At 31.3% G+C, this 24311-nt stretch carries 19 protein-coding genes and 2 rRNA genes; 18 read left to right on the top strand and 3 right to left on the bottom strand.

Features of this window, described 5'->3' with window-relative positions; genetic code table 4:
• Nucleotides 1–37 precede the first annotated feature (37 nt).
• Both AC0B4K_RS03210 and AC0B4K_RS03205 read left to right on the top strand, forming a co-directional pair.
• Complete coding sequence (locus AC0B4K_RS03210) at nucleotides 38–916, top strand: HNH endonuclease domain-containing protein (protein ID WP_465103774.1); 879 nt, start codon at nucleotides 38–40, stop codon at nucleotides 914–916.
• Nucleotides 917–940: 24 nt separating this feature from the next.
• Nucleotides 941–1264, top strand: a complete 324-nt coding sequence (locus AC0B4K_RS03205; RefSeq protein ID WP_465103773.1) for an HNH endonuclease domain-containing protein — start codon at nucleotides 941–943, stop codon at nucleotides 1262–1264.
• 93 nt (nucleotides 1265–1357) lie between these two features.
• Here AC0B4K_RS03205 and AC0B4K_RS03200 read toward each other — a convergent pair whose 3' ends face one another.
• Together AC0B4K_RS03200 and AC0B4K_RS03195 are read right to left on the bottom strand one after the other, a co-directional pair.
• Nucleotides 1358–1939: a restriction endonuclease subunit S gene (locus AC0B4K_RS03200; protein ID WP_465103990.1), complete on the bottom strand. Its 582-nt coding sequence runs from the start codon at nucleotides 1937–1939 to the stop codon at nucleotides 1358–1360.
• Between the two features lie 5 nt (nucleotides 1940–1944).
• Nucleotides 1945–3159, bottom strand: a complete 1215-nt coding sequence (locus AC0B4K_RS03195) for a restriction endonuclease subunit S (RefSeq protein WP_465103772.1) — start codon at nucleotides 3157–3159, stop codon at nucleotides 1945–1947.
• A 304-nt stretch (nucleotides 3160–3463) separates the two neighbouring features.
• Between AC0B4K_RS03195 and AC0B4K_RS03190 the strand changes: the two genes are divergently transcribed.
• The 8 genes from AC0B4K_RS03190 (at nucleotide 3464) to AC0B4K_RS03155 (ending at nucleotide 14093) form a co-directional block, all read left to right on the top strand.
• A 16S ribosomal RNA gene (locus tag AC0B4K_RS03190) occupies nucleotides 3464–4972 on the top strand.
• Nucleotides 4973–5261: 289 nt separating this feature from the next.
• Nucleotides 5262–8151: ribosomal RNA gene (locus AC0B4K_RS03185) — 23S ribosomal RNA — on the top strand.
• The 16S and 23S rRNA genes sit together here, the layout of an rRNA operon.
• Nucleotides 8152–8609: 458 nt before the next feature.
• Nucleotides 8610–8783, top strand: a complete 174-nt coding sequence (locus AC0B4K_RS03180; RefSeq protein WP_465103771.1) for a hypothetical protein — start codon at nucleotides 8610–8612, stop codon at nucleotides 8781–8783.
• An 18-nt stretch (nucleotides 8784–8801) separates the two neighbouring features.
• Nucleotides 8802–10667, top strand: coding sequence for a S8 family serine peptidase (locus tag AC0B4K_RS03175; protein WP_465103770.1), 1866 nt, complete (start codon nucleotides 8802–8804; stop codon nucleotides 10665–10667).
• Nucleotides 10657–11379: a hypothetical protein gene (locus AC0B4K_RS03170; protein WP_465103769.1), complete on the top strand. Its 723-nt coding sequence runs from the start codon at nucleotides 10657–10659 to the stop codon at nucleotides 11377–11379. Before AC0B4K_RS03175 ends, AC0B4K_RS03170 begins: the two co-directional genes overlap by 11 nt.
• A 619-nt stretch (nucleotides 11380–11998) precedes the next feature.
• Nucleotides 11999–12349: a hypothetical protein gene (locus tag AC0B4K_RS03165; RefSeq protein WP_465103768.1), complete on the top strand. Its 351-nt coding sequence runs from the start codon at nucleotides 11999–12001 to the stop codon at nucleotides 12347–12349.
• A 94-nt stretch (nucleotides 12350–12443) separates the two neighbouring features.
• Entirely contained in the window at nucleotides 12444–13286 is an 843-nt protein-coding gene (locus tag AC0B4K_RS03160) for a hypothetical protein (protein ID WP_465103767.1), read from the top strand.
• A gap of 372 nt (nucleotides 13287–13658) precedes the next feature.
• Nucleotides 13659–14093: a hypothetical protein gene (locus AC0B4K_RS03155; protein ID WP_465103766.1), complete on the top strand. Its 435-nt coding sequence runs from the start codon at nucleotides 13659–13661 to the stop codon at nucleotides 14091–14093.
• 762 nt (nucleotides 14094–14855) lie between these two features.
• Here the strand turns inward: AC0B4K_RS03155 and AC0B4K_RS03150 are convergent.
• Nucleotides 14856–16388 carry a transposase family protein gene (locus AC0B4K_RS03150; protein ID WP_465103318.1) on the bottom strand — a complete coding sequence of 511 codons (1533 nt, stop codon included), beginning with the start codon at nucleotides 16386–16388 and terminating at the stop codon, nucleotides 14856–14858.
• Between the two features lie 306 nt (nucleotides 16389–16694).
• On the opposite strand from AC0B4K_RS03150, the gene rpsD reads away from it, so the two are divergent.
• The 8 genes from rpsD to AC0B4K_RS03110 all read left to right on the top strand — a co-directional run bounded on the left by rpsD (nucleotide 16695) and on the right by AC0B4K_RS03110 (nucleotide 24245).
• Nucleotides 16695–17294, top strand: coding sequence for a 30S ribosomal protein S4 (gene rpsD, locus AC0B4K_RS03145; RefSeq protein WP_465103765.1), 600 nt, complete (start codon nucleotides 16695–16697; stop codon nucleotides 17292–17294).
• Between the two features lie 19 nt (nucleotides 17295–17313).
• Complete coding sequence (gene rpmE / locus AC0B4K_RS03140) at nucleotides 17314–17523, top strand: 50S ribosomal protein L31 (protein WP_465101644.1); 210 nt, start codon at nucleotides 17314–17316, stop codon at nucleotides 17521–17523.
• A gap of 204 nt (nucleotides 17524–17727) precedes the next feature.
• Nucleotides 17728–18882, top strand: coding sequence for a type 2 glycerol-3-phosphate oxidase (gene glpO, locus AC0B4K_RS03135; RefSeq protein ID WP_465103764.1), 1155 nt, complete (start codon nucleotides 17728–17730; stop codon nucleotides 18880–18882).
• Between the two features lie 9 nt (nucleotides 18883–18891).
• On the top strand, nucleotides 18892–20409 hold the full coding sequence (glpK, locus tag AC0B4K_RS03130; RefSeq protein WP_465103763.1) for a glycerol kinase GlpK: 1518 nt from the start codon (nucleotides 18892–18894) through the stop codon (nucleotides 20407–20409).
• Between the two features lie 8 nt (nucleotides 20410–20417).
• The gene (locus AC0B4K_RS03125) at nucleotides 20418–21164 is read left to right on the top strand and encodes an MIP/aquaporin family protein (RefSeq protein WP_465102452.1); all 747 of its coding nucleotides are present in this window, start codon (nucleotides 20418–20420) and stop codon (nucleotides 21162–21164) included.
• 159 nt (nucleotides 21165–21323) lie between these two features.
• Complete coding sequence (dhaL, locus tag AC0B4K_RS03120; protein WP_465103762.1) at nucleotides 21324–21935, top strand: dihydroxyacetone kinase subunit DhaL; 612 nt, start codon at nucleotides 21324–21326, stop codon at nucleotides 21933–21935.
• 3 nt (nucleotides 21936–21938) lie between these two features.
• On the top strand, nucleotides 21939–22334 hold the full coding sequence (locus AC0B4K_RS03115) for a PTS sugar transporter subunit IIA domain-containing protein (RefSeq protein ID WP_465103761.1): 396 nt from the start codon (nucleotides 21939–21941) through the stop codon (nucleotides 22332–22334).
• A gap of 165 nt (nucleotides 22335–22499) precedes the next feature.
• Nucleotides 22500–24245 carry a hypothetical protein gene (locus AC0B4K_RS03110; protein WP_465103760.1) on the top strand — a complete coding sequence of 582 codons (1746 nt, stop codon included), beginning with the start codon at nucleotides 22500–22502 and terminating at the stop codon, nucleotides 24243–24245.
• Nucleotides 24246–24311: the final 66 nt, after the last annotated feature.

Raw genomic sequence — 24311 nt, 5'->3', positions numbered from 1 at the left:
CCAAAATTATATTTTTGGCATAGTTAAGGAGGAAAAAATGGAAATAAATCATAAAAATGCAATGGCTCTTTGGAGCTCAAGATACGGCAGACAATGCCAAAAAACTAAGGACTTTGCAGGTCGAAAAATTCAAAAAAGTGATTTTAATAATCTTAAAAGCCAATCTTGTTGAAATATTGATCATATCCTCCCACTGAGCCAAAATGGTGGGAGCAATAAGGAAAATTTACAAATAACTCATTGTAAAACTAACCAAGAAAAAGGTGATAATTTTCCGACATTTAAAGCCAACAATAAGAATTTCCAAATAGTAAAACATAATGGATCTTATAAAGTTGAGGAAGTAAAAAGTACCAAAAGTAAATTCTTGGATGCTAATATTGGCTTAAACTATTTGAAAAAGCTAGAAAATAAAGATAGTAAGACAAGGTGAATTGGATCAATTTTAATAAAACTAGAAAATGTATCAAATCCTGCAGTTATAGAATTTATAGAAAAAATATTAGGTGAAGATAGCGTCCCTTATTCAATTAATAAAGGTTTTAGTAGCAATATTTACATTGCTAAAAACTATAATTGTCCACTTAAAGACGATGTATCTGAGCTGCTTGATATATGCATTTTGCTAAACACATATTTAGGATATTACTTTTTAAACAAAAAGTATATGTCTAAATATCAAATTTACTATCAACTAGATAATTATACTAATGCAAAAGATATGTATTATCAAGCAAAACTTTGCGAGTTTAATACAAGTTATTATTATTATAATGATAATTCTTTATATATAAATAATTTAGTATATGAAAATACTAGGGCTAAAGAAAATGAACCTAATCTTAATTTCACATATGGATATGGAAAATATAACTACTCTTATATAGACTTAAGAGAAAAATTATCAAATAAGTAAATTAATCATAGAAAGAAGGTAATTATGAAAATCAATAAAGAAACAGCACTCGACAAATTATGGGATGAATTTTTTGGTGGTAAAGAATATGCTAAAGATTTTGCTGGAAGATCTATAAAAATATCAGATTATGGAAATGAAGCAAGTCAACATTGTTGAAATGTTGATCATATATTTCCAGAAGTAAAAGGCGGAACTGATGCACAAGACAATTTACAAATAACTCATTGTAAAACTAACCAAGAAAAAGGTGATAAATTCCCTGGCTTCGTAGCTAATGGAATTAATTTTACTTGCAAAAAAGTAAAAGGTAAATCAAAAGTTTATAAAGTTGTTAAAGCAAAATAAATACACAGCTAAACTACAGTATAGAGACACCCGCAAGTTGGACTAAATTAATTGGTCTAACCTATGGGTGTTCTCTATATTTTTTAGTTATCGCTATTTTGCTTCTCTAAAGCTTAATAATTTATCTCTATAATATTCATATTGCTTTTGTCTAAGATTTATTTCAGCTGGTAAGCCTTTAGTTAAATCATTTGTTAAGTCAGAAAATTTATCTAGAATTTCAACTATTTTGTTTTGGAGTGCAATGGGAGGGATAGGAATAATAAGATTATTAACAACTTCCATCGATAAGGATGGAATAGTTGTTCCATATTTTGCTTCCATTAACTTATCTTGATTATTCTTAATTACATAATATAAATATTTATAATTAAGAATATCACTACATTCTTGGATTACATATAAATGTGCACCTGCTCAAAACTTTGAGTTTTGTCATTGGACAAACCCAGCTGATCCACCTTGAGCAATAGTAATTTTATTTTCATTAAAATTATATTCATGTCAATAACCAGTAGGATTTACACCGCCATTTATAACTGGATATCCACTTGTAACTAATTTGTCCTTGTTAAGTTGTTTACCTTTAACACACTTAGCTACATCACTAAGTTTTTGGTATTTAACCCCATACCCAAAACTAACTAGTTCAAAACCAAAGACATATTCAAATAATTTGGCTAATCCCGGATTATCTTCTCTCTCTCAATATCATTAATATTAAATGATAATAAGAGATCTCTATAATATTCATATTGTTTTTGTCTTAAAGATATTTCAGAAGGTAAGCCAATTTTAAGGTCATGACAAATTTTCTCAAAATTATCCAATACTTCTGCAATGCGGTTTTGGACTGGAAGGGGAGGCAGGGGAATTTGAATTCCAGCCATAACATTACTCATAAGTTTGGCATTACCCATTCCGATATTTACATGTTCTTTTGTACGGATGGTTAATGCATAATATAAGTATTTTATATTATCATTAGTTTTAAGATCTAATAATCCACAAATATTAGTAATGTTAAATTTCCCATTACGATAAAATACAGTTCCAGCATGTGCTCCGTCTGTGGTCCAGGTAATATACTCTCCATCGTATTGGTACGTATTAATCTTACCAAGTTCACCATTATTTTCAGTTTGTGATGAATATACTGGATACTCTCCAGGGTTATCTCTAATATAATTCTTAGAGATAACAATTCCCCTGCTTAACTTGAATAATTCATCGATTCTTTTATACTCAACGTTAACTTTTGAATCATCAAAAGTTAATAATTTATCTCTGTAATATTCATATTGTTGCTTACGGTATCTAAGTTCTGTGGTAAGTTCTGTGGTAAGTTCTGTGGTAAGTTCTGTGGTAAGTTCTGTGGTAAGTTCTGTGGTAAGTTCTGTGGTAAGTTCTGTGGTAAGTTCTGTGAAATTGTCAAGAATTTTAACAATTTCATCCTGGACCGCGCGGGGCGGGAGGGGAATATTTATTTCTTCGATAACGCTTCGCTCAATTGTTGGAACTCCTCCCACTCTTCTTTTGCTTTTGAAATAATCTTCATATCGCACTAAGATATAATAAAGAAATTTATTATTTATTTGCTCATCATGTCCAAGCCAAAAACTCCCATCAGAACACCAAAAAGGTTCGTCTATATATTTAACTCCGCCAATGCTACCGGTATTAACAACTATAACTGTCCCTGCAGGAACATTGAACATATTATATTTACCAAGGATTAAATCTTTACTACCATGATATACTTCATATTGAAAAGTATCATTTAAACCACTTTTAGTAACTCTTTTTCCCCGGTTGATTTTTACTACATCAATTAGTTTTTTATATTTAACCCCATTAGGGCATAGTTCATTAATAAGTTTTTCGATTTTATTCATAATGATTCCTTAATTTTTAATTAAAATAAATTTTATCATATTATATTTATTATATGTAATTGCAAATGACATCTTGCCTAAAAATTCATATTTAAAATATAATATAAGATAATTAAGTATTATTATCGATTTACAACTTTATCTCTAATAATATTTCACTAACTAAAGTATCAAAAAACCCAACAAAAAAATAAAAAAATATTTTGGTTTTTATTTTTTTGTACTATAATTATCTTGCGCTTTTTGAAAAAGCAGCATGAAGTTCTTTGAAAACTAGATATACACACAAAACATGACAGTCAATTTTTTCGAGAGTTTGATCCTGGCTCAGGATGAACGCTGGCTGTGTGCCTAATACATGCATGTCGAGCGGAGTTCTTTTAGAACTTAGCGGCGAATGGGTGAGTAACACGTACTTAACATACCTCTTAGATTGGGATAACGGTGAGAAATTATCGCTAATACCGGATACTTATATAGTTCGCATGAACTATATATAAAAGGAGCCTTAAAGCTTCACTAAGAGATTGGGGTGCGGAACATTAGCTAGTTGGTAAGGTAATGGCTTACCAAGGCGATGATGTTTAGCGGGGTTGAGAGACTGATCCGCCACACTGGGACTGAGATACGGCCCAGACTCCTACGGGAGGCAGCAGTAGGGAATTTTCCACAATGGACGAAAGTCTGATGGAGCGACACAGCGTGCAGGATGACGGCCTTCGGGTTGTAAACTGCTGTTATAAGGGAAGAAAAAGCATTAGAGGAAATGCTAGTGCCTTGACGGTACCTTGTCAGAAAGCAACGGCTAACTATGTGCCAGCAGCCGCGGTAATACATAGGTTGCAAGCGTTATCCGGAATTATTGGGCGTAAAGCGTCTGTAGGTTGTATGTTAAGTCTGGCGTGAAAACTTGGGGCTCAACCCCAAATTGCGTTGGATACTGGCATGCTAGAATTGTGTAGAGGTTAGCGGAATTCCTAGTGAAGCGGTGAAATGCGTAGATATTAGGAAGAACACCAATTTGGCGAAGGCAGCTAACTGGGCACATATTGACACTGAGAGACGAAAGCGTGGGGAGCAAACAGGATTAGATACCCTGGTAGTCCACGCTGTAAACGATGATGATTAGCTGATAGAAAATCTATTGGCGCAGCTAACGCATTAAATCATCCGCCTGAGTAGTATGCTCGCAAGAGTGAAACTTAAAGGAATTGACGGGGATCCGCACAAGCGGTGGAGCATGTGGTTTAATTTGAAGATACGCGTAGAACCTTACCCACTCTTGACATCTTCTGCAAAGCTATAGAGATATAGTGGAGGCTAACAGAATGACAGATGGTGCATGGTTGTCGTCAGCTCGTGTCGTGAGATGTTCGGTTAAGTCCTGCAACGAGCGCAACCCTTATCCTTAGTTAATTTTCTAGGGAGACTGCCCGAGTAATTGGGAGGAAGGTGGGGACGACGTCAAATCATCATGCCTCTTACGAGTGGGGCAACACACGTGCTACAATGGATAGTACAAAGAGACGCAAAATGGTGACATCAAGCAAATCTCAAAAAACTATTCTCAGTTCGGATTGTAGTCTGCAACTCGACTACATGAAGTCGGAATCGCTAGTAATCGTAGATCAGCTACGCTACGGTGAATACGTTCTCGGGTCTTGTACACACCGCCCGTCACACCATGGGAGCTGGTAATGCCCGAAGTCGGTTTTGTTAACTACGGAGACAACTGCCTAAGGCAGGGCCGGTGACTGGGGTGAAGTCGTAACAAGGTATCCCTACGAGAACGTGGGGATGGATTACCTCCTTTCTACGGAGTACATTAAGTTACAATTCATTTTAGTAACAATTACCAATTTATGATATGGTTATCATTTCTTATTTAATGTCATGGTTGAGATAACCCAACATGTATATCTAGTTTTGAGAGAACTTCTCTCATTTTGTTCTTTGAAAACTGAATAGTAAAGATAAATTAATATAACAACGACATCAAAAAATAAATTAGTCAATTTGTTTTGGATAACCGAGTAATTATTTTATGAATAATTTATTAAAATGTCTTTGAATACATCAACAACAATAGGTAAATATTGAACTTTTAAATAAGTAAGAGTGAGTGGTGGATGCCTTGGGTCTGGAAGTCGATGAAGGACGTGATTACCTGCGATAAGCCTCGTGGAGCTGGATATGAGCTACGATACGGGGATTTCCGAATGGGGAAACCTAGTTAGAGTAATGTCTAACTGCTTCAAGATGAATAAAATAGTCTTGATTGCGAGACACGTTGTGAACTGAAACATCTTAGTAGCAACAGGAAAAGAAAATAAAATATGATTCCATTAGTAGCGGCGAGCGAAAGTGGAAGAGCCCAAACCACCTTAGGGTGGGGTTGTAGGACTATCTACATAAAGTTACAAATTTTTGTTATAGCAGAAAAAGTTGGGAAACTTTAGCATAGAGGGTGATACTCCCGTATGCGAAATAGCAAAAACTTTTGATAGCATCCTGAGTAGGGCGGGGCACGTGAAACCCTGTCTGAATCTGCCGGGACCATCCGGTAAGGCTAAATACTAACCAGACACCGATAGTGAACTAGTACCGTGAGGGAAAGGTGAAAAGAACCCCGGGAGGGGAGTGAAATAGATTCTGAAACCACTTACTTACAATTAGTCAGAGGCCGTTAATGGCTGATGGCGTACATCTTGCAGTATGGACCGGCGAGTTATGTTAACATGCGAGGTTAAGCGGAAAAAAGCGGAGCCGTAGAGAAATCGAGTCTTAATAGGGCGTTTAGTATGTTGACATATACCCGAAACCAGGTGATCTATTCATGAGCAGGCTGAAGCTTGGGTAATACCAAGTGGAGGGCCGAACCGTAGTACGCTGAAAAGTGCCCGGATGACTTGTGAATAGCGGAGAAATTCCAATCGAACTTGGAGATAGCTGGTTCTCCTCGAAATAGCTTTAGGGCTAGCGTGTGATGTTAAACTTTGGTGGTAGAGCACTGAATATGGAATGGCCGCGCCTAGCGGTACTGACTATAATCAAACTCCGAATACCATTGTGTATTGTCATGCAGTCGGAACCGGGGTGCTAACGTCCCGGCTCGCGAGGGCAACAACCCAGATCGTCGGCTAAGGTCCCAAAATTATGTTAAGTCAGAAAGGTTGTGAGATTTCATAAACAACTAGGAGGTTGGCTTAGAAGCAGCCACCCTTTAAAGAGTGCGTAATAGCTCACTAGTCAAGAGATCTTGCGCCAATAATGTAACGGGAGTAAAACATAATACCGAAGCCACGGGTACGAAAGTACGTTAGAGGAGCGTTCTTAATGCAACGAAGTCAGACCGTGAGGACTGGTGGAGCGTTAAGAAGTGAGAATGCCGGTATGAGTAACGATTCGTAGTGAGAATCTACGACGCCTATTGGGAAAGGTTTCCTGGGGAAGGTTCGTCCACCCAGGGTTAGTCAGGACCTAAGGAGAGGCTGAAAAGCGTATCTGATGGATAACAGGTTAATATTCCTGTACTGCCTTGTTATAGTGATGGAGTGACGGAGAAGGATAACACTACCTATTAATGGATTTAGGGGTAAGTAGTGACTGGTGAATATAGTTAAATGCGTATTCTACAACCGGGAGCTACGATGCATAAGGCTTTGGCCTGAATTGTGTGATTTCATACTTCCAAGAAAAGCTTCTAAACGTTTAAATAACAGGGTACCTGTACCGAGAACGGACACACGTTCCCAAGATGAGTATTCTAAGGCGAGCGAGAAAACCAATGTTAAGGAACTCTGCAAATTAACCCCGTAAGTTCGCGATAAGGGGTGCCAACATTAAACCGTTGGCCACAGTAAATTGTGAGGGGCAACTGTTTATCAAAAACACAGCTCTCTGCTAAACCGCAAGGTGATGTATAGGGGGTGAAGCCTGCCCAGTGCCCGAAGGTTAAGTGGATGCGTTAGCTTAATGCGAAGCGTTGAAATGAAGCCCGGGTGAACGGCGGCCGTAACTATAACGGTCCTAAGGTAGCGAAATTCCTTGTCGGCTAAATACTGACCTGCACGAAAGGCGTAATGATCTCTCAACTGTCTCAACATTGGACTCGGTGAAATTATGGTCCCAGTGAAAACGCTGGGTACCCGCATCAAGACGAAAAGACCCCATGGAGCTTTACTACAACTTCGTATTGAAACTTGGCCTAACATGTGTAGGATAGGTGGGAGACAGTGAGATCAAGGCGCTAGCCTTGAAGGAGTCGACCTTGAAATACCACCCTTGGTATGTTGAGTTTCTAACCTGCCGCCGTTATCCGGCGGGGAGACAGTGCGTGGTGGGTAGTTTGACTGGGGCGGTCGCCTCCTAAAAGGTAACGGAGGCGTTCAAAGGTACACTCAATACGGTCAGAAACCGTATGTAGAGCGCAAAGGTAGAAGTGTGCTTGACTGCGAGACCTACAAGTCGAGCAGGTGCGAAAGCAGGACTTAGTGATCCGGCTGTACGTCATGGAACGGCAGTCGCTCAACGGATAAAAGTTACCCTGGGGATAACAGGCTTATCTTGCCCAAGAGATCACATCGACGGCAAGGTTTGGCACCTCGATGTCGGCTCATCGCATCCTGGAGCTGGAGTCGGTTCCAAGGGTTTGGCTGTTCGCCAATTAAAGCGGTACGCGAGCTGGGTTCAGAACGTCGTGAGACAGTTCGGTCCCTATCTGATGTGGGCGTTGGAATATTGATGAGAGCTGCTCTTAGTACGAGAGGACCGGAGTGGACGTACCGCTGGTGTTCCAGTTGTTCCGCCAGGAGCATAGCTGGGTAGCTAAGTACGGAAGGGATAACCGCTGAAAGCATCTAAGTGGGAAGCCTCCTCAAAGATAAGTATTCCCTTGAAATTCCTTGTAGACTACGAGGTTGATAGGATGGAAGTGTAAGTGTAGTAATACATTCAGCTGACCATTACTAATAAATTGATAGGTTTAAAAGTTAAATGTATTCATGACATTTTAATAAATTACTTTACTGTTCAGTTTTCAGAGAATAAGTAAAAACTCCCCAGAGGGGAGTTTTTTGTTAAAGGTTAAAAATTTAATTTGCTTGTTAAACTAAAATATTTATTAAATGGACTAACATATTTAGTATATAGGATCAATCCTTAAATTAATTTTAAAATTATGGGTCACTATAAAACTGCTGCTTTTTCTGTTTTTGCTTACTTTTGCTATGTAAAAATTAAAAGATAATTGTTTTCTTAATATCTCGCATGTGATTTTCAAAAACTCAATTTCACTTGATCAAAAATTTTTTTATGCTATAATTTTATTAGGTATGTTTAAATATTAAAATTATTTATTAGAATGAAATTTTATTAATAGCAAAATATACTATTTTAATAAAAATAATATTACATTAAAATTAAATTTACATAAAATTAAGGAGATAATTATGAAAAAGAAACTAAAAGTTTGCTTTTTAACTTTAATAAGCACTAGTGCTTTAACAACATTTTTTGCTACGCCAGTGGCTAAACATATTACACGAGATACAATGTGATATAAAAATCTTAATGACATAAAATTTGAAACTAGGGCCCAAGGTACCACTATTGCATTAAATTAAAATAATGAAGCAATTGCCATGCCAGTTAACAACAATTTTGAATTGAAACTATTGCTAAACCCTGGTTTTGAAACTGAAAATGAAGAATTTTTAAGCAATTTTAACCATGATTTTATAAATAAAGTTAATCAAAATAATTTAAAATATAAATCATTTGAAAAACTTACAATGATGCCTATTGTATGATTTTATTTTGAAAATGAATTTGAAAGAAAAACTTTTGTAGATAAAATTTGAAATTGAAAAGAAATTTTCAAAATTATATTATTTAAAAATGAAAAGCCTGAACCACAAGCAAAAATTGATGTACTTAATCATATTCTTTCTGAAAACGATCAACTTTATGGCGGTGGGTCATATAACTATGCTCCAGATACAACAAACCCACACTTTGAAAAATTTAAGCAATCGGTTCAGAAAAATGCTGAAATTGTAAAAGTTAGTGGTTATATGAATAATAACCATATTAATAAAATAGGAGTTTTAGAATCATGAGCATATCCATTTGATAAAAGCTATCAAAAATACTTCAAAAATGGAATTGAAATAAATGATCTTAATGAACAAACCAAACCTTGACATAAAACACACTCCACAATGGTTTCAATGATAGCTGGTGGAGCATTTGGATTTGATAGAACTTCGCAAATATATTTATATAATTTTGGTAAGCATGAAAGTAAGTGGGCAACAACAATAGAGAAAATGGTAAAAACAGATGGAATTAGGATTATCAATCACAGTTATGGGCCATCAATGTATGATGAAGATGGTAATCGATTCCAATCATATGATTTAGGTTACGATGAAGATGCATATTTTTTAGATTACATAACTAGAAAATATGGAGTAATTAACATTTTAGCCGCATCTAATAATGGTGAAAATAATACACATTACATAACAAACCAAAACTTATCTTTTAATACAATAATTATTGGAGCACTTGATGATTCTGCAACTAAGTATAATATTAAAAAGAATATAATAGCTTCATATTCAAATTATCGTCATTTCAAAGAATTTGAAAATATATCGAAGCCATTAGTTGTTGCTCCAGCATATTTTTATGATCCAATTTATAATGTTAATGAATATGAGCATGGAACTAGTTATGCTGCACCTGTAGTAACTGGTTTGATTTCTAACTTACTCAAATATAGATCAGATATTAGAAATAGCGATTATAAAATACCAATTGAAAAAGCAATTTTATCTGCATCTGCTGTTAGTCCAAATCACGATAATTTAACCTATAAGTCAAGTGGTTATGAACAAAAATTTGGTGCTGGAACAGTAGATTTTAAAACAATGTTAGAAGCTGCAAATAATTATTCAACATTAAAAATTCATCCAACTAATGATAGTGGGTTTGTATTTTCAAGTAAAGAAATAAATTTAAAAAAGAATCAAACGATAAAAATATCTAGTTCCTGAATGTTTAATGCTGGTCTTTTAAATCAATCTGAAGTTAGGCCAGAGTATAAAGAAAATACAAGTTGGGGAAATTCATTTTTAAATTTCTTTTCTCCATCACGTAAAAGAAGCCAAGAACTAGAAAAACAAAAAATTATTGCCGAGGGTAAAATGTGAGACTTAACTCATAAATCTGAGATTCATTTGACACAAGCTGAGGCAATAAAACGTCAAAACAACAATTGATTTTCTGATTATGACTTATATTTAGAAAAAAAGGAATCAAATGGGAAATGGGTTGTTGTGAAGATGATTCAGTCTGCAGTGAGTAATGATGAATTATTAGAATATAAAGCAACTTCTTCAGGGACTTATAGATATCGCATTAAAAAGTATGAGAAATATGACTTTAGCAATTCTGTATATGATTTAATAGCTGTAACACATGTGGTAAGAAATGAAGATTAATAAAAAGCTATGATTTTCTTTTGGTGCTTTATTAACAACACCACTAACTACATTATCTTGTTCTTTGCCATGAAATACGAATTTTGTTGAAATTTTAGATGAACTTTATGAAAAAGCCAAAACCTTTCATACAACAAAAGTTTTTGTACCTGAGCAGTGATTAAAAGATGATGTATATATAAAATCCGAGAGGGTCCAAAAAAAAGAAGGAACCCGATTTGCCTTTAATTCTTTTTATTTTGATAATTTTCCTACTGAAAAAAAACTTGGAGGAATTATAAAAATAGAAACTAAAGAAGACTTTGATGAATATATAATTAAACGATTTAAAGAACTTCACAGTTTTGATGATTTTAATGAAGATTCCCAAATTAAAGATTTATTCAGTAGATTATATTTAAATAATAACGAAGTATATGAGTTTTTAAAAAATAATACTATTTTCATTATTCCGTATATTTTAACAACTAGATTTGGTGGGATAATACCTGCTTATGATGAGAATAAAATAATTTTATATCAAATTTCTGGGGCTCCTCGTCGTAATGTACCAACAGTAATTCCTCAAAGTTACTTATGAAGTGTCTTTAGCATACCAAAACATATGAAAATAGAAATTAGACGTGTGGCTAATGATTTATTATCTATGGACGAATATACCAGCCAGGTTATAGAATGATATAATACAGTTTACAAGAAAATTTATCCATAATTTTTTTTATATTCAATAATGTATGTTTATATATTTAAGTTAGCAATAAATTAACTATATAAACAAAATAAGTATAAAGAAACCCATATGCAGATATTTATGCATATGGGTTTCTTCTTTAATTATCTTTTCAGACGCTTGTTTTATTTCCATTTATCAATATTTAATAATTTATCCTTGTAAAATTATAGTGTCACCTAGGTTTTAACAATTGATTTGGAACAATTTTAGGGTCGTTATAATGCTAAAGTGTTTTCTGTTTTTCTCATACATTTTTTATATAAAATTTATGTTAAAATTAAAAGACAATTATTTGTTAATATCTCGCTTGTGACTTTTCCAAAAAACATTTTGAAGAAACTCAAAATTATTTCTTGGAAAACAAAATAAAGCTTGACGATTGGTTTTTTAGCGCTTTGAAAGATATCCATGATAAGTATGGATTAGATTTTCAAAAAAAAGCACGGGCATGGAATCATATTTTCTGATTATCAATTATTTTTTGAGTTTCGATACCCTTATTTTCTCGTGTATTTTTTTATATTTTTCCAACACTTGGTGTGTCAGTCTTTTACGGGATGCCTGTTTATTTGATTAGCCATATTTTCTTTTTTTATTTATGTTAAATATTGCTGCTATTTATTCAAAATACAAAATAATAGTACTTACTAAATGAGATAACATTGATAATTGGAGATTAAAAAATAAGGAATTTACAGATAATAATTACATTACCCAAGAGGAATTAAGGGCACTTTATAACAAAAAGTGTAAAGATTTTAAAAAGTATAAAATTACGAACATTAAACGACCATTAATATATGTAAATGCAAAAATAGATTATGCAAAAACTGATAAAAAAATCTTTGATACACCTGAAAAATACTTATATTTCATTTTAATCTTACCTTATAACGTGTTTAAAATCAATTTTAAAAAAACTACACATAATTTTATTAAAGAGCTTTAATTTATATTTTAAAACTATATGTAAAATTTTACGTATAGTTTTAATATTATCTATAGTTATAACTAAATTTGCTATAATAAATAAAAGGGGGATAATGTTCACAAAAAAAATATTTAAAATGCATAAAGAGGGTTTTAACAACCTTAATTCATATGACTTTCTTAATTTTATAAATAACCCGCCTTTATGGTATCTTATATTAATTATTGTAGTACTTTTTACTTTAACAATCATTTACGCTTATTTAAAACAAACTATACGAAAAAAACAAAATTTACCATTAATTTATATTCATAATATTTTAAATGGAAAAACTAAAGATTTTTTTATACAAAATAAAATAAAAATTACTGATGAATTTTTTGATAAGATGGAATTGCTAGTGAAAAATTATGAAAACACAATAACATATACCAAAGAATGACGTGAAAGATTTAGACCTACAGGATTATTTGTTATAATTTTCTTTTTTGCTATGATTCCGATGATTTTAAATTTAACTGTAACGCATGACTTTTATACCATTAAATTACTAATATTTTTCCCATCTACATTTACTTATATTTCTTTGTCTTTTATTATAGCTAAATATCATACTAATCCTTTAATCATTGGTAGTCAAAATATTCAAAGCATTATAAATGAGTGAAAAGAGCAAAACAAAAATTTTGATGAATCTCGTAATATAATTAATTTATTTAATATGATGAAAATAGACCTTGAGCAACACAAAAAATTAATTTATAAAGATAATAATAATAAAATTATTAGATTTGAAGCTAATTGAAAAACATATAATAAATCCATTTTTGAAAATCCAGAAGAATGATCTTATTTTAAATTATTATTGCCGTGAAATAGTATTTATAAAGATAAAACAAGCCAAAAACCTTTTTGAATTATAAAGGGTGAAGATTCAGCTAGTAAAATATGTTAAATTTAGTTAATAAAATATGACTAGTATTTTATTAATAAGGATAAGGAAAATATGTTTTACACAACGTTTTTTATTACATGAGTTTTTGTTTTATTAATATGGATTTGTTTCCAGACATGATTTATTATTTTTGTTAAAAAGTTTTATAAACTACAAATTTTTCATGGTAATTTTTTATTTATTGCAAAAGGAAAAACAGCTGAATATTACACAAAAAACGAGATTAAATTAGAAGATGGTTTTTTTGAAATCATCATAAGGATTTATAACAAATATTTTTTAAGAACTAAGTTATATGCTATAGCTTTTACTTTATGTTTAGCTTTTTATCTTATTCTTTCAATTTTTTTTCTTGGTTTTACTGATTATTTAATGAATATATTAAGAGAATTATCATACCCTTATGTCTTAATGATTTTTATTTATTTATTTTGTTTTTGTATTACGCTTAGCGGCTTATTATTTTACTTTAAAACTATTTGATATTTTACTAAGCTTGAAAAACTTAGCCTTAAAAAGGTGCAAGAGTGGCAAAACTTAAACACTCTATATAATGATAATAAAAAAATAAGTTTTGATAGTTTTGGAAATATAACTAACTTTAAAAAGCCAATACGATTCTTTATCTCATCAGCAACAGAATCTTCGCTTATATTTTTACAAAAATTCGATCCTATGAACTATGATAAAGAAATTTTTGATAATCAAGAGCAATATATTTATTTTCTGAATATTCTACCTTATGATGATATTAAACTTAATTTTAAAAAAATAAAAAATAATTTAATAGCTGAACTTTTAAAGTAATATCGTAGATATAAAAGAAAAATAATAGATAATAAAAGATCCAAAAAGTCAACATGACAATGTTGACTTTTTTGTTACCTCTTTTTTAGTATCAACAATACTTTTAAATATTGATATTTAATTCAGAATAATTTGCTAACTCAATCTAGTATATTGAAGGACAAACTAATATTTATAATAACTTAATAGACATTAGCAAGATACATAACATTTTTGTCATAAAATGCATCGTTCACAAAATAAAACAAGGAGTTATTTAGAAAGAAAATCTTAAAAATAAAAAAGTTTTATACATAGTGGCAATGCTTTAATATGACCAAAGTATTGTAATATTCATCATGGCTTTAAATACTATATTTTGAAATATGTAGAATAACTACTTTTTTGAACTACATTTTTAATTTTTTGCCCAGACTGTTGGGGTTAATCATTTTTTTATTTTTTGATTTATATTATGATGCTTTTGTTACAAAAAAAAGATAACGAAAAAACAAAGAAAAAAAATTTTTTTCTTCTTTGGCAACTAAATTGGAAAATTTATATATTTTTTGATGTTTTTACTGTCTAAAAAATTAAGACATAATTATGCATATTGTTAAATTAACTATAAAATTTCAAAATGAAGCAAAAAGATTTTTAACCCCCCGCCCTTGATTGCAATCAAGGGGGCCTTACTTTTGAAAAAGTAAGCAAAACTTCCAGAAAACACGTGCCCGTGTTTTCTATTTTTATTATTTTCTTTTTTATTAAAAAATATTAAAATTAATATGCATCAATTTTTATTTCATCATTGATGCTTCTGTGTAATGTTCGAAGTATCTCTAAATACTCAGCCATAATCTTATTGGCTTCAAGGTTATTTCCTTGTGCATTCACAGAGACACTATTAAACTTTGAGATGTATAATTCAAGAGTTTTAAAAAATGAGTTTGTTTTCTTATGGATAAATGCTAGTTTTCCAACGGCAGGGATAGAATAATCTAAACCTTTCTCAAGAGCTCACATTTCTGTAAAGCTTAGATATTTTCCATTAGGTTCTTTGGCAAAGTATTTTTTTCCATTATATTTAAAATACAAATTATCATCAGAACAATGTACTAACACAACATCAGAATTATAAGGAAATATAATCCTTTTGTCATGCATATCGAAAGCTGCAAGGTTTTTACCTTGGTATCTAACAACACCATTTAAAACTTTTCTATTAATCTCTAAATCAACGGCTCAATTGCCGTTTTTCTTTCCTTCTTTTTGAAAGACATTATGTTTAGAAATTATTTTTTTATTCCTCGTGTTGTAATAATTTTGAAATACTTCGTTATTTTGCTTTAAATCATTAATATCTTTATATCCGTTTTCATGAATTAATAATGGGTATTGATCTAATGATGTTCTAAAAGATCTCTCAACGTGAGGTTTATGTTTGGGATTAGATGAACTGAGTACTTCTATTCCTTTTTTATTTAAATCTTTTTCAAAAATTGTTTGTGCGTTTTCGTTTCCCCAAAAAGTTCTTCTTTTATCAGTATAAATTTTCTTTGGAAATCCATATTTCTTAAATACTATTTCTAACAGTCTTTGATATCCTAATGTTGTTTCTTGTTCTTCAAATCATGCTGCTAATAATGTTCCAGTAGCAACATCAATTGCATGATAAAGATAGAATGGTTTATTATTTTTTAAATATGGTTCAAGCTGAGCATCGATTTCAACAATTTCACCAAATTCTAAATTTTTCTTTAGACCCAAAACTTGTCTTTGTTTTTCATTTTGTTTAATTTGTTTATAATATTTTTTTAATAGCAATGTTGTCTCTTGTGAAGTTTTCTTCTTTGATATTTTTGCTATTTTTCTTCCTCTTTTGGTTGTATGTATATTAAATAATCCTAATTGGTTGAATCTTCTTACCAAAGTTTTGTAAGAAATTTTTTGCCTTATAAAAGAACCATATTCTGAATAATAATAACTTTTAAACGAAAGTTGGTTATTTGTTAGAATGCTATTTAAAATAATTTCACATGTTTTTAAATAATCTTTAAACACTAATTCAATTTCTGAATCGGTAACTTTGCAACTTCTTTGTTGATTTTTATTTTTATGACTGATGTCAATTTCTTGATTACTTTTTATTATTTTTTTATATCTTTTTACAGTTGATACACTAAGGTTTGTAATTAAACTAAGTTGAGATAAAGATTTTTCAATATTAGCAGCAATTAATATGAGAGATTGCTGTTTTTTTAGTTCGTAGTTTGTTAAGTTTTTGTACTTATCTATGTTATGTTTGATTCTCATAAATAATTTATACCATATTTTAATTAAATTAGTTCACTTTCCATGGGATTTATATATGGACCTAAATAGTTGTCATTGGACAAACACTAAAAAACATATTAGAAATATTTACATAAACTATAAATTATGTTATAATAGCAAAGCATTATAACAGCAGCTTATTATAGCTTAAGGGTAAACCTAATTTTAACGTTTTTATTTTGTTAGTAAAGAAGCTGAATTTAATTGAACACATTAAGTTAAAATTAATTTAAGATAGAAATAAGCCCTCTTAAAATAGTGCACAATAAGAAAAGAGGAATAAATATGTCAAGATATACAGGACCTGTATTTAAAAAATCTCGTCGTTTAGGTTTTTCTATCCTTGAAAGTGGCAAAGAATTTGCTAAAGGTAAGAAAAGAACATATGCTCCTGGACAACACGGGAATAAAAGAGTTAAATTATCAGATTACGGATTACACTTATATGAAAAACAAAAAGTTAAACATTTATTTGGTGTAAGCGAAAAACAATTGCGTAAAACCTTCCAAAAAGCTATTAAATTAAAAGGTGTTACAGGTACTAACTTACTTCAACTTTTAGAAGTTCGTTTAGATAACTTAATTTATAGAGCAGGATTTGCTTCAACTAGAAGACAAGCTCGTCAATTAGTTAACCATGGACACTTTACTTTAAATGGAAAAAAGGCTAACATTCCATCAATTTTAGTTTCACTTGGTGATTCAATTGAGTTAAAAGAAAAATCACGTAACAACAAGCAAATTACAGAATCATTGGCAACTAATCAAGCAGCTGCTTGATTAACAAGAAAAGACTTTGTGTTTAAATTAGATAGATTACCAGAAAGAACTGAAATTCATCAAGAAATTAAAGATGCCTTGATTGTTGAGTTCTATTCTAAATAATAACTAAGTAAGGAATCTAATGAAAAAAAATCTTCACCCAGAATATCACGAAGTTCAAATTGCTTGTTCAACATGTGCTACTAAATTTACTTTTAAATCAGTTAGAAAAAACTTTTCAGTTGATGTTTGTTCAGGATGTCATGCAGTCTTTACTGGAAATAGAACCCAAGTAAAAGCTACCGGAAGAATTGATAAATTTAACAGACGTTTACAAAAAATGTCTAAATAATATAAACTAGCGAAAGCTAGTTTTTTTATTTTAACGTTTGTAATTAAAATACAAATAGTTTTATTTACAATATCAAGAGAATATATTAAAATACTAAATTTTCTCATAAACCTAATATAATTTAATTGTATGTATTCGAATTTCAATTAATCATAACTAACATACATACACCTATTTTAAATATTTTAAATTATATGGAGATATATGCAACAAAAATATGACATAGTTATTATTGGTGGAGGAATTATTGGATCAGTCATCGCTTATGAACTATCACAATATAAACTCAAAACCATTTTACTAGAAAGAAATCCGCTTTTTGCGGACGAAACATCAAAAGGTAATTCTGGAGCAATTCATGGTGGCTTTGACCCTGAACCACACAAACTTGAAGCTCGTTTAAATGTTTTAGGAAACCAGCTCTGACGTGAAAAAATCTTTAAGGATTTAGAATTTCCAAGAGTACAAGCTGATTCATTAATTTTAGCCTTTAACGAAGAAGAAATGCAACATGTTCATATGCTGTATGAAAGAGGTTTAACTAATAAAGTTCCACAAGAATACTTAAAAATAATTGATAGAGATGAAGTATTAAGACGTGAACCAAATGTTAATCCTAAAGTAGTTGGAGCCTTACTTTGTACTAGTTCTTGGGCAATTGATCCAGTTAGAGCTAGTTACGCTTTTTTAGGAGCTAGTGAGCAAAATGGAACAACTTTAAGCAAAAATTCTGAAGTAGTCAATATTAAATATCAAAATGATGAATTTACTATAACATTAAAAAATGGAACAATTTTAAGATCTGATGTTGTGGTTAATGCAGCAGGACATTATGCTGATGTATTGGCTGAAAAAGCAGGATATGGAGATTTTAAACAAAAAACACGCCGCGGAGAATACCGGATTTTAAGCCGAAGTGAAGCAGGTATTGTTAAATCAATTTGCTTTAAAGTGCCAACTATCCATGGAAAAGGTGTAATTGTTGCTCCTATGTTAGATGGAAGAATCTTAGTAGGTCCTACAGCACAAGAAAATGTACCAAAAGATGAAACCAGACTTGTAACTAAAGAAAAATTTGATTATATTGGTCAAATTGGTACTGAAATAATTCCAAGTTTACGAATTGACAAAACTGAGCTTACATTAGCTGGTTCAAGGCCAATTGACGTTGAAACTAATGATTTTGTAATTAGGTCAGCGAAAGATAATAAAAAGTTTATTAATGCTGCTGGAATGCAATCACCAGCTATTGCCTCTGCTCCTGCTATTGCACTCGAAATAGTGAAATTAGTTCAAGAAGCAGGAATTATCTTAGAAAAAAATCCAAACTATAATCCAAAATTTAAAATTCAATTTTAAGGAGTTTAAATGAACAATAAATACGTTATTACACTTGATTCAGGAACGACATCATGTCGTACACTTGTAATTAATCACCAAGGGCAAATTGTGGCAAGTAGCCAAGTTGAATTTGATCAACATTTTCCAAAATCTGGGTGAGTAGAACATGATCCACTTCAAATTTGGAATGTGCAACTTTCAACTATGCAATCTGCAAAGCATAAAGCAAAAATTAAATCTCATGACATCGTTGCCCTTGGCATCACCAACCAACGTGAAACTGTAGTTTTATGAGATAAAGAAACAGGTTTACCAGTATACAATGCAATTGTATGGCAAGACCGTCGTACAAGTGATTATTGTGAGACATTATTAGACACTGAGTGAGCTCAAAAAATCACAGATAAAACAGGACTAATTATTAACCCTTACTTTAGTGGTACAAAAATTAGATGAATTTTACAAAATGTGCCTGAAGCTAAGGAAAAATTAGCTGAAGGAAAACTATTAGCAGGTACCATAGATACTTGATTAATCTGAAAATTAACTGATGGAAAAGTACATGCCACAGATGTTTCAAATGCCTCAAGAACCATGCTATACAATATTCATACTCTAGATTGAGATCAAGAAATTTTAGATCTTTTTGAAATTCCTAAATCAATCTTACCAGAAGTAAAATCTTCATCAGAACACTATGGAATTGTAACCCCAACTTTATGATCAAATAAAGCAGTTGGTGAAGTGCCAATTACCGGTGTAGCTGGTGATCAACAATCAGCTTTATTTGGTCAAATGTGCACGGAAGTAGGAATGGTAAAAAATACTTATGGAACAGGATGTTTTACATTAGTAAATACCGGTACTACTGCTATTAAATCACAAAATAAATTATTAACAACTATTGCTTGAAAACTTGGTAATCAGCCAACAGTTTATGCATTAGAAGGTTCAGTTTTTATTGCCGGAGCAGCAATTCAATGATTAAGAGATTCAATTAGAATAATTTATAATTCAGCTGAATCAGATTTCTTTGCCTCATTAGTAAATGATGATCAAAGAGTTTATGTAGTGCCTTCATTTACAGGGCTTGGTGCACCATATTGAGATTCAAATTCACGTGGAGCTATTTTTGGTTTGGAACGGGGAACTAAACGTGAACATTTAGTTAAAGCAACGCTTGATTCAATTGCTTACCAATCAAATGATTTAATTCAAGCAATGCAAAAAGATTTAGGGAAACCAATCATTCAATTAAAAGTAGATGGTGGAGCATCAAAATCAAATTACTTAATGCAATTCCAAGCATCTATTTCAAATTTAAAAGTAGAAAGACCTTCAAATACTGAAACTACTGGATTAGGCGCTTCATACCTTGCTGGTTTAGCTGTGGGGTATTGAAAGAGTATTGAAGAAGTTAAAAAACTTAACCAACCAGATAGGGTTTTTGAACCTAATTTAACCAAACAAGAAACAGATAATCTCCTTAAAGGATGAGAATTATCTGTTAAGAAAACTTTAAATTGAACTAAAGATTTAGAATAGGAAAATGTATGTTATATTTATCAGAATTTATTGGAACAATGCTTCTTATTATTCTTGGTAATGGTGTAGTGTACAGCGTTTCAGGGAAACGCATGTTTGCTAATCAACCAGGAAAATGAATCGTTATTGCACTTGCATGAGGTTTAGCAGTGCTTGTTGCGGCTACTGTTGGTGTTGCAATGGGAGGACCTGCTCATTTAAACCCAGCGGTGACAATCTTTTCGCTAGTTTCAAATAGTTTTAAAAATGCTAAAGAACTAGCTTATATTCCATTGCAAATTTTAGGTGCAATGGTTGGACAAATCATTCTTAACTTTATTAATTGAAAACATATTCAAGAAACTGACCTTGGTTCAGTGCGGGGAGCTCACTGCACTGGTCCGGCTTATGACAATTTCAAAGAAAAAGCGGCTATCTTTAACTTTGCATATGAATTAGTTGGAACACTTTTATTAGTTGGTGTTATTTTAGCTTTAGGAAGCAAGAACCTTATTACTTTTGGATGAGCTCAAGGTCCATTACCTGTTGCATTATTAGTTATGGTAATTGGAATGTCACTTGGATCATCAACAGGTTATGCAATTAACCCAGCCAGGGACTTAGGACCTAGAATTGTTTATTTATTAATGGAAAAAACAGTCTTAGCACCACGTAAAAAAGAACATGTGGGAGCTAACTGATCATACTCATGAGTACCAGTTGCAGCGCCAATGCTTGGTGGAATATTAATTGGTGCAATTGCGCTTGCAGTTTAACAAAAATAAGATAAAATTAAATTTGTGCATTTTACCCTGCACAAATTTATTCATGTTTAGAGGAAAAATCAATGTCTTTTATTTATAAAAATTTAAATTTTAAGGCATAAAGTCTATACGTGAAAGTTATTACTTATATGATAGAACAGAGGTTAAATTTTGAAGATAAATTTATCTAAAGCAAAAATGATCATTAAGTCAATTCATCAAGAATTGACTGATCAATTAGATTATATTACACAATTAGATCTAGTAACAGGCGATGGGGACCATGGATCTAATATTTTAAGAGGTTTTGATGCTTGCATCGAACTTGATGCAAGCAATCAAACTTTAGAAAGCTACTTTGCTAGCCTTGGTAAAATGTTAATGACAAAGGTGGGCGGGGCAAGTGGTCCTTTATATGGAATGTCATTTTTAAATGCTTCGAAAGCTTTTGCCAACTTAGAAGTTATTTCATGAGATGCATTTAAAAACTTTACAAAAAGCTTTGCAAATACTTTAGAAACTTTAGGAAAAGTAAAATTAAATGATAAAACAATGTATGATATTTGAAGACCTTTTAGCATAAAAGTATTTGAATATAATGATTTTGATTCAAAGCTAAAAACTGACTTATTAGCATACTTAGAAAACCTTGTTGAAGCAACTAAAGATATGGTTGCTTCGCGGGGAAGAGCTGCTTATTTAAAAGGTCATTCAACAGGATCTATTGATCCTGGTGCATACACCACAGCAATTATTTTAAAAAACTTTGTAAGGGAACTTTAAAGTATGGTTAAAGCTAAATTATTTATTTTAATTAGTCATTATCAAAAATTAGCATTAACACTAGCTGAATATTTAACTAAGATGTTGCCTCTTAACAGCGAGTTTGTTAAAATTGAAGCATTGGGTGGTGTAAATAATGGCCAAGAATTAGGTACAGAACCAATGCAAATTTATGAATTAATTCAAGTTAATCCAGAATTTGAGGAAATTTTTATTTTTTCTGACCTTGGTTCAGCTACTTTGGGAGCTGAGTCAATAGCAATGCTTTTACCAGATAAAAAGATTCATGTAGCTAAAGGAGCATTTGTGGAAAATACCTTTGGAGCATATGTTTTAGCTAATTCTGGTGCAGGTTTTGATGAAATAGTTCAAGCTTCCCATGAACCATTAGCTAAATAATATAAAAAATAAACATCATAACTAAATTTGATGTTTATTTTTCTATTTTTTACTTTTTGGCTTTATTTTTTTTTTTTTTTGTTTTAAAAAAATTTAATATAATTTATATGTTAGTTTGAAAAATCTTAATAAATTTAAATAATTTAAAAGTAAACAGGAGTACAAATGACAAAAAAACAATGAATATTATTAGGTGGTGGGCTTGCCTTAGGTGCAGCAGTAGTAACTACTGCAACTATTATTGCGGTTACTAGCACAAATAAAACTAATACCCAAACAAACCCACAACCTGAACAACAATTTACAGTAAATAATAATTTAATTTTAAGTAAAACTGTAAGTTCTTTAACAACAAATGATGAATCAGCACTTAATGCAGCCTTATCAGCATTTGCATCTTTATCACCAGAGAACCAAGCTAACTTGGTTAGTGAAAAAGTTAAGTTAGATCAATTAAAATACCAAATGGCTGATTTAAAGAAATTAGAATCATTTAGAGCAACTCATAAAACAATTTTAGCTAAAACTAAATCTAATGTTACTGTTGCTGATCGTAGCCTTGTTGAAGCAGGATATACAGCTTATTATTCTATCTTAGGCGAAGTGTCTGATGCTACAACTAAATTAGCTGCTGAAAAAACTAAGTTAGATGATTTATCAGCAAAAATTAGAGAATTAGAAACTGAACAAAATAAGAGCCAAGCATATACTAATGAAGCTGATGAATTCAAAAGAGTTAATGCTAAAATACTTGCTAAAACAAAAGCAAACGTTGCAATTAGCGATAAAAACGAAGTGGATTTTGCAATTAATTGATATGATGGTTTAGCAGCATCAATTAAAAGTATGTTAACAAACGAACATACCAGATTGCAAGAATTAAAAACCCAAATTGCAACTTTAGAGCAAGAAGTTAAATATCGCGAAGATCACAGTGTTATTTTAAAAGAAACTGAAGAAGGTTTAATTTTAAAACTCAAAGACCTAGTATCTTCAGCCCTTATTGGTTATGAAGCATTAAATGCCGATAATAAAACTAAGCTTACTAGTGAAAAACTATTATTAGAAAAATTAAGTTCCCAAGTTACTAAACTTGAAACTTTAAAAGCAGAAGTAACTAGTGCTTACCAAACGAGAATTTTAATCCAAGAGAAAAAACAAGAGTTTGAAACAAATGTTAATGACGATAAAACGTTGGCTCAATATAATCAGCTTAAAGATTCAATTGAACCTTACTTAACATCAATTTATGAAGCTACCAAACAAAAAATAACTAGTGAGCTTGGAGATACACACGAAGCTAAAGAATTATTAACTAAAGCTGAAGAAATTAATAAAAAACCAGAATGAAATGATCAGGAAATGAAAGATCTTGAAAAAGAGGTGGAGAAAGCTAAGGAAAAACAAAATAGTCAAGAGTATAAACTAATTCAAGATGTTATGCTTAAAAAACCAACAATTGATCAAGATAAAAATGAAATTCTATTTTATTTAAATTACGGAACTAATGGATCAAAGATCCAGGAATTTGCAAATAAATTTGTTAAAGTAAAAGTGGTTATAAATCAAAATAATGAAGAATTCGCTCAGGAGACTACACAGTCAATTAAAAATCCGAACTGGGAAGGTTCTGATTTAGTAGAAAGACTTAAGATTAGATCTGGAACTAAAGTAGAGCTTGGTAAATGAAAAGAGGATAAAAATCCAAAAACTGAGACTAATAGTGAATCTTTAAAAGGTAAAAATGGTACAGAAAGAAATGAATCTACTAATGCTACTAATGCTACTAATGCTCAGTTCACTGCAACTATTTACTTTAAAGACGAAAATGACAAAGAGTATCTATACGAAGTTATAACTCATAATCCAGAAACTAAATCTGACCAACCAGAAGCTGCTGCTGCTGCATAAGATATGCTAATAAATTTTCTAAAATAACGGATTTAGTCCGTTATTTTTAATCATATTTTTATTTTT

This window comes from Mycoplasma sp. 11548, from assembly GCF_055523555.1.
The sequence above is the reverse complement of the archived record's forward strand: the minus strand, read 5'-3'. Positions and strand labels throughout refer to the sequence as shown.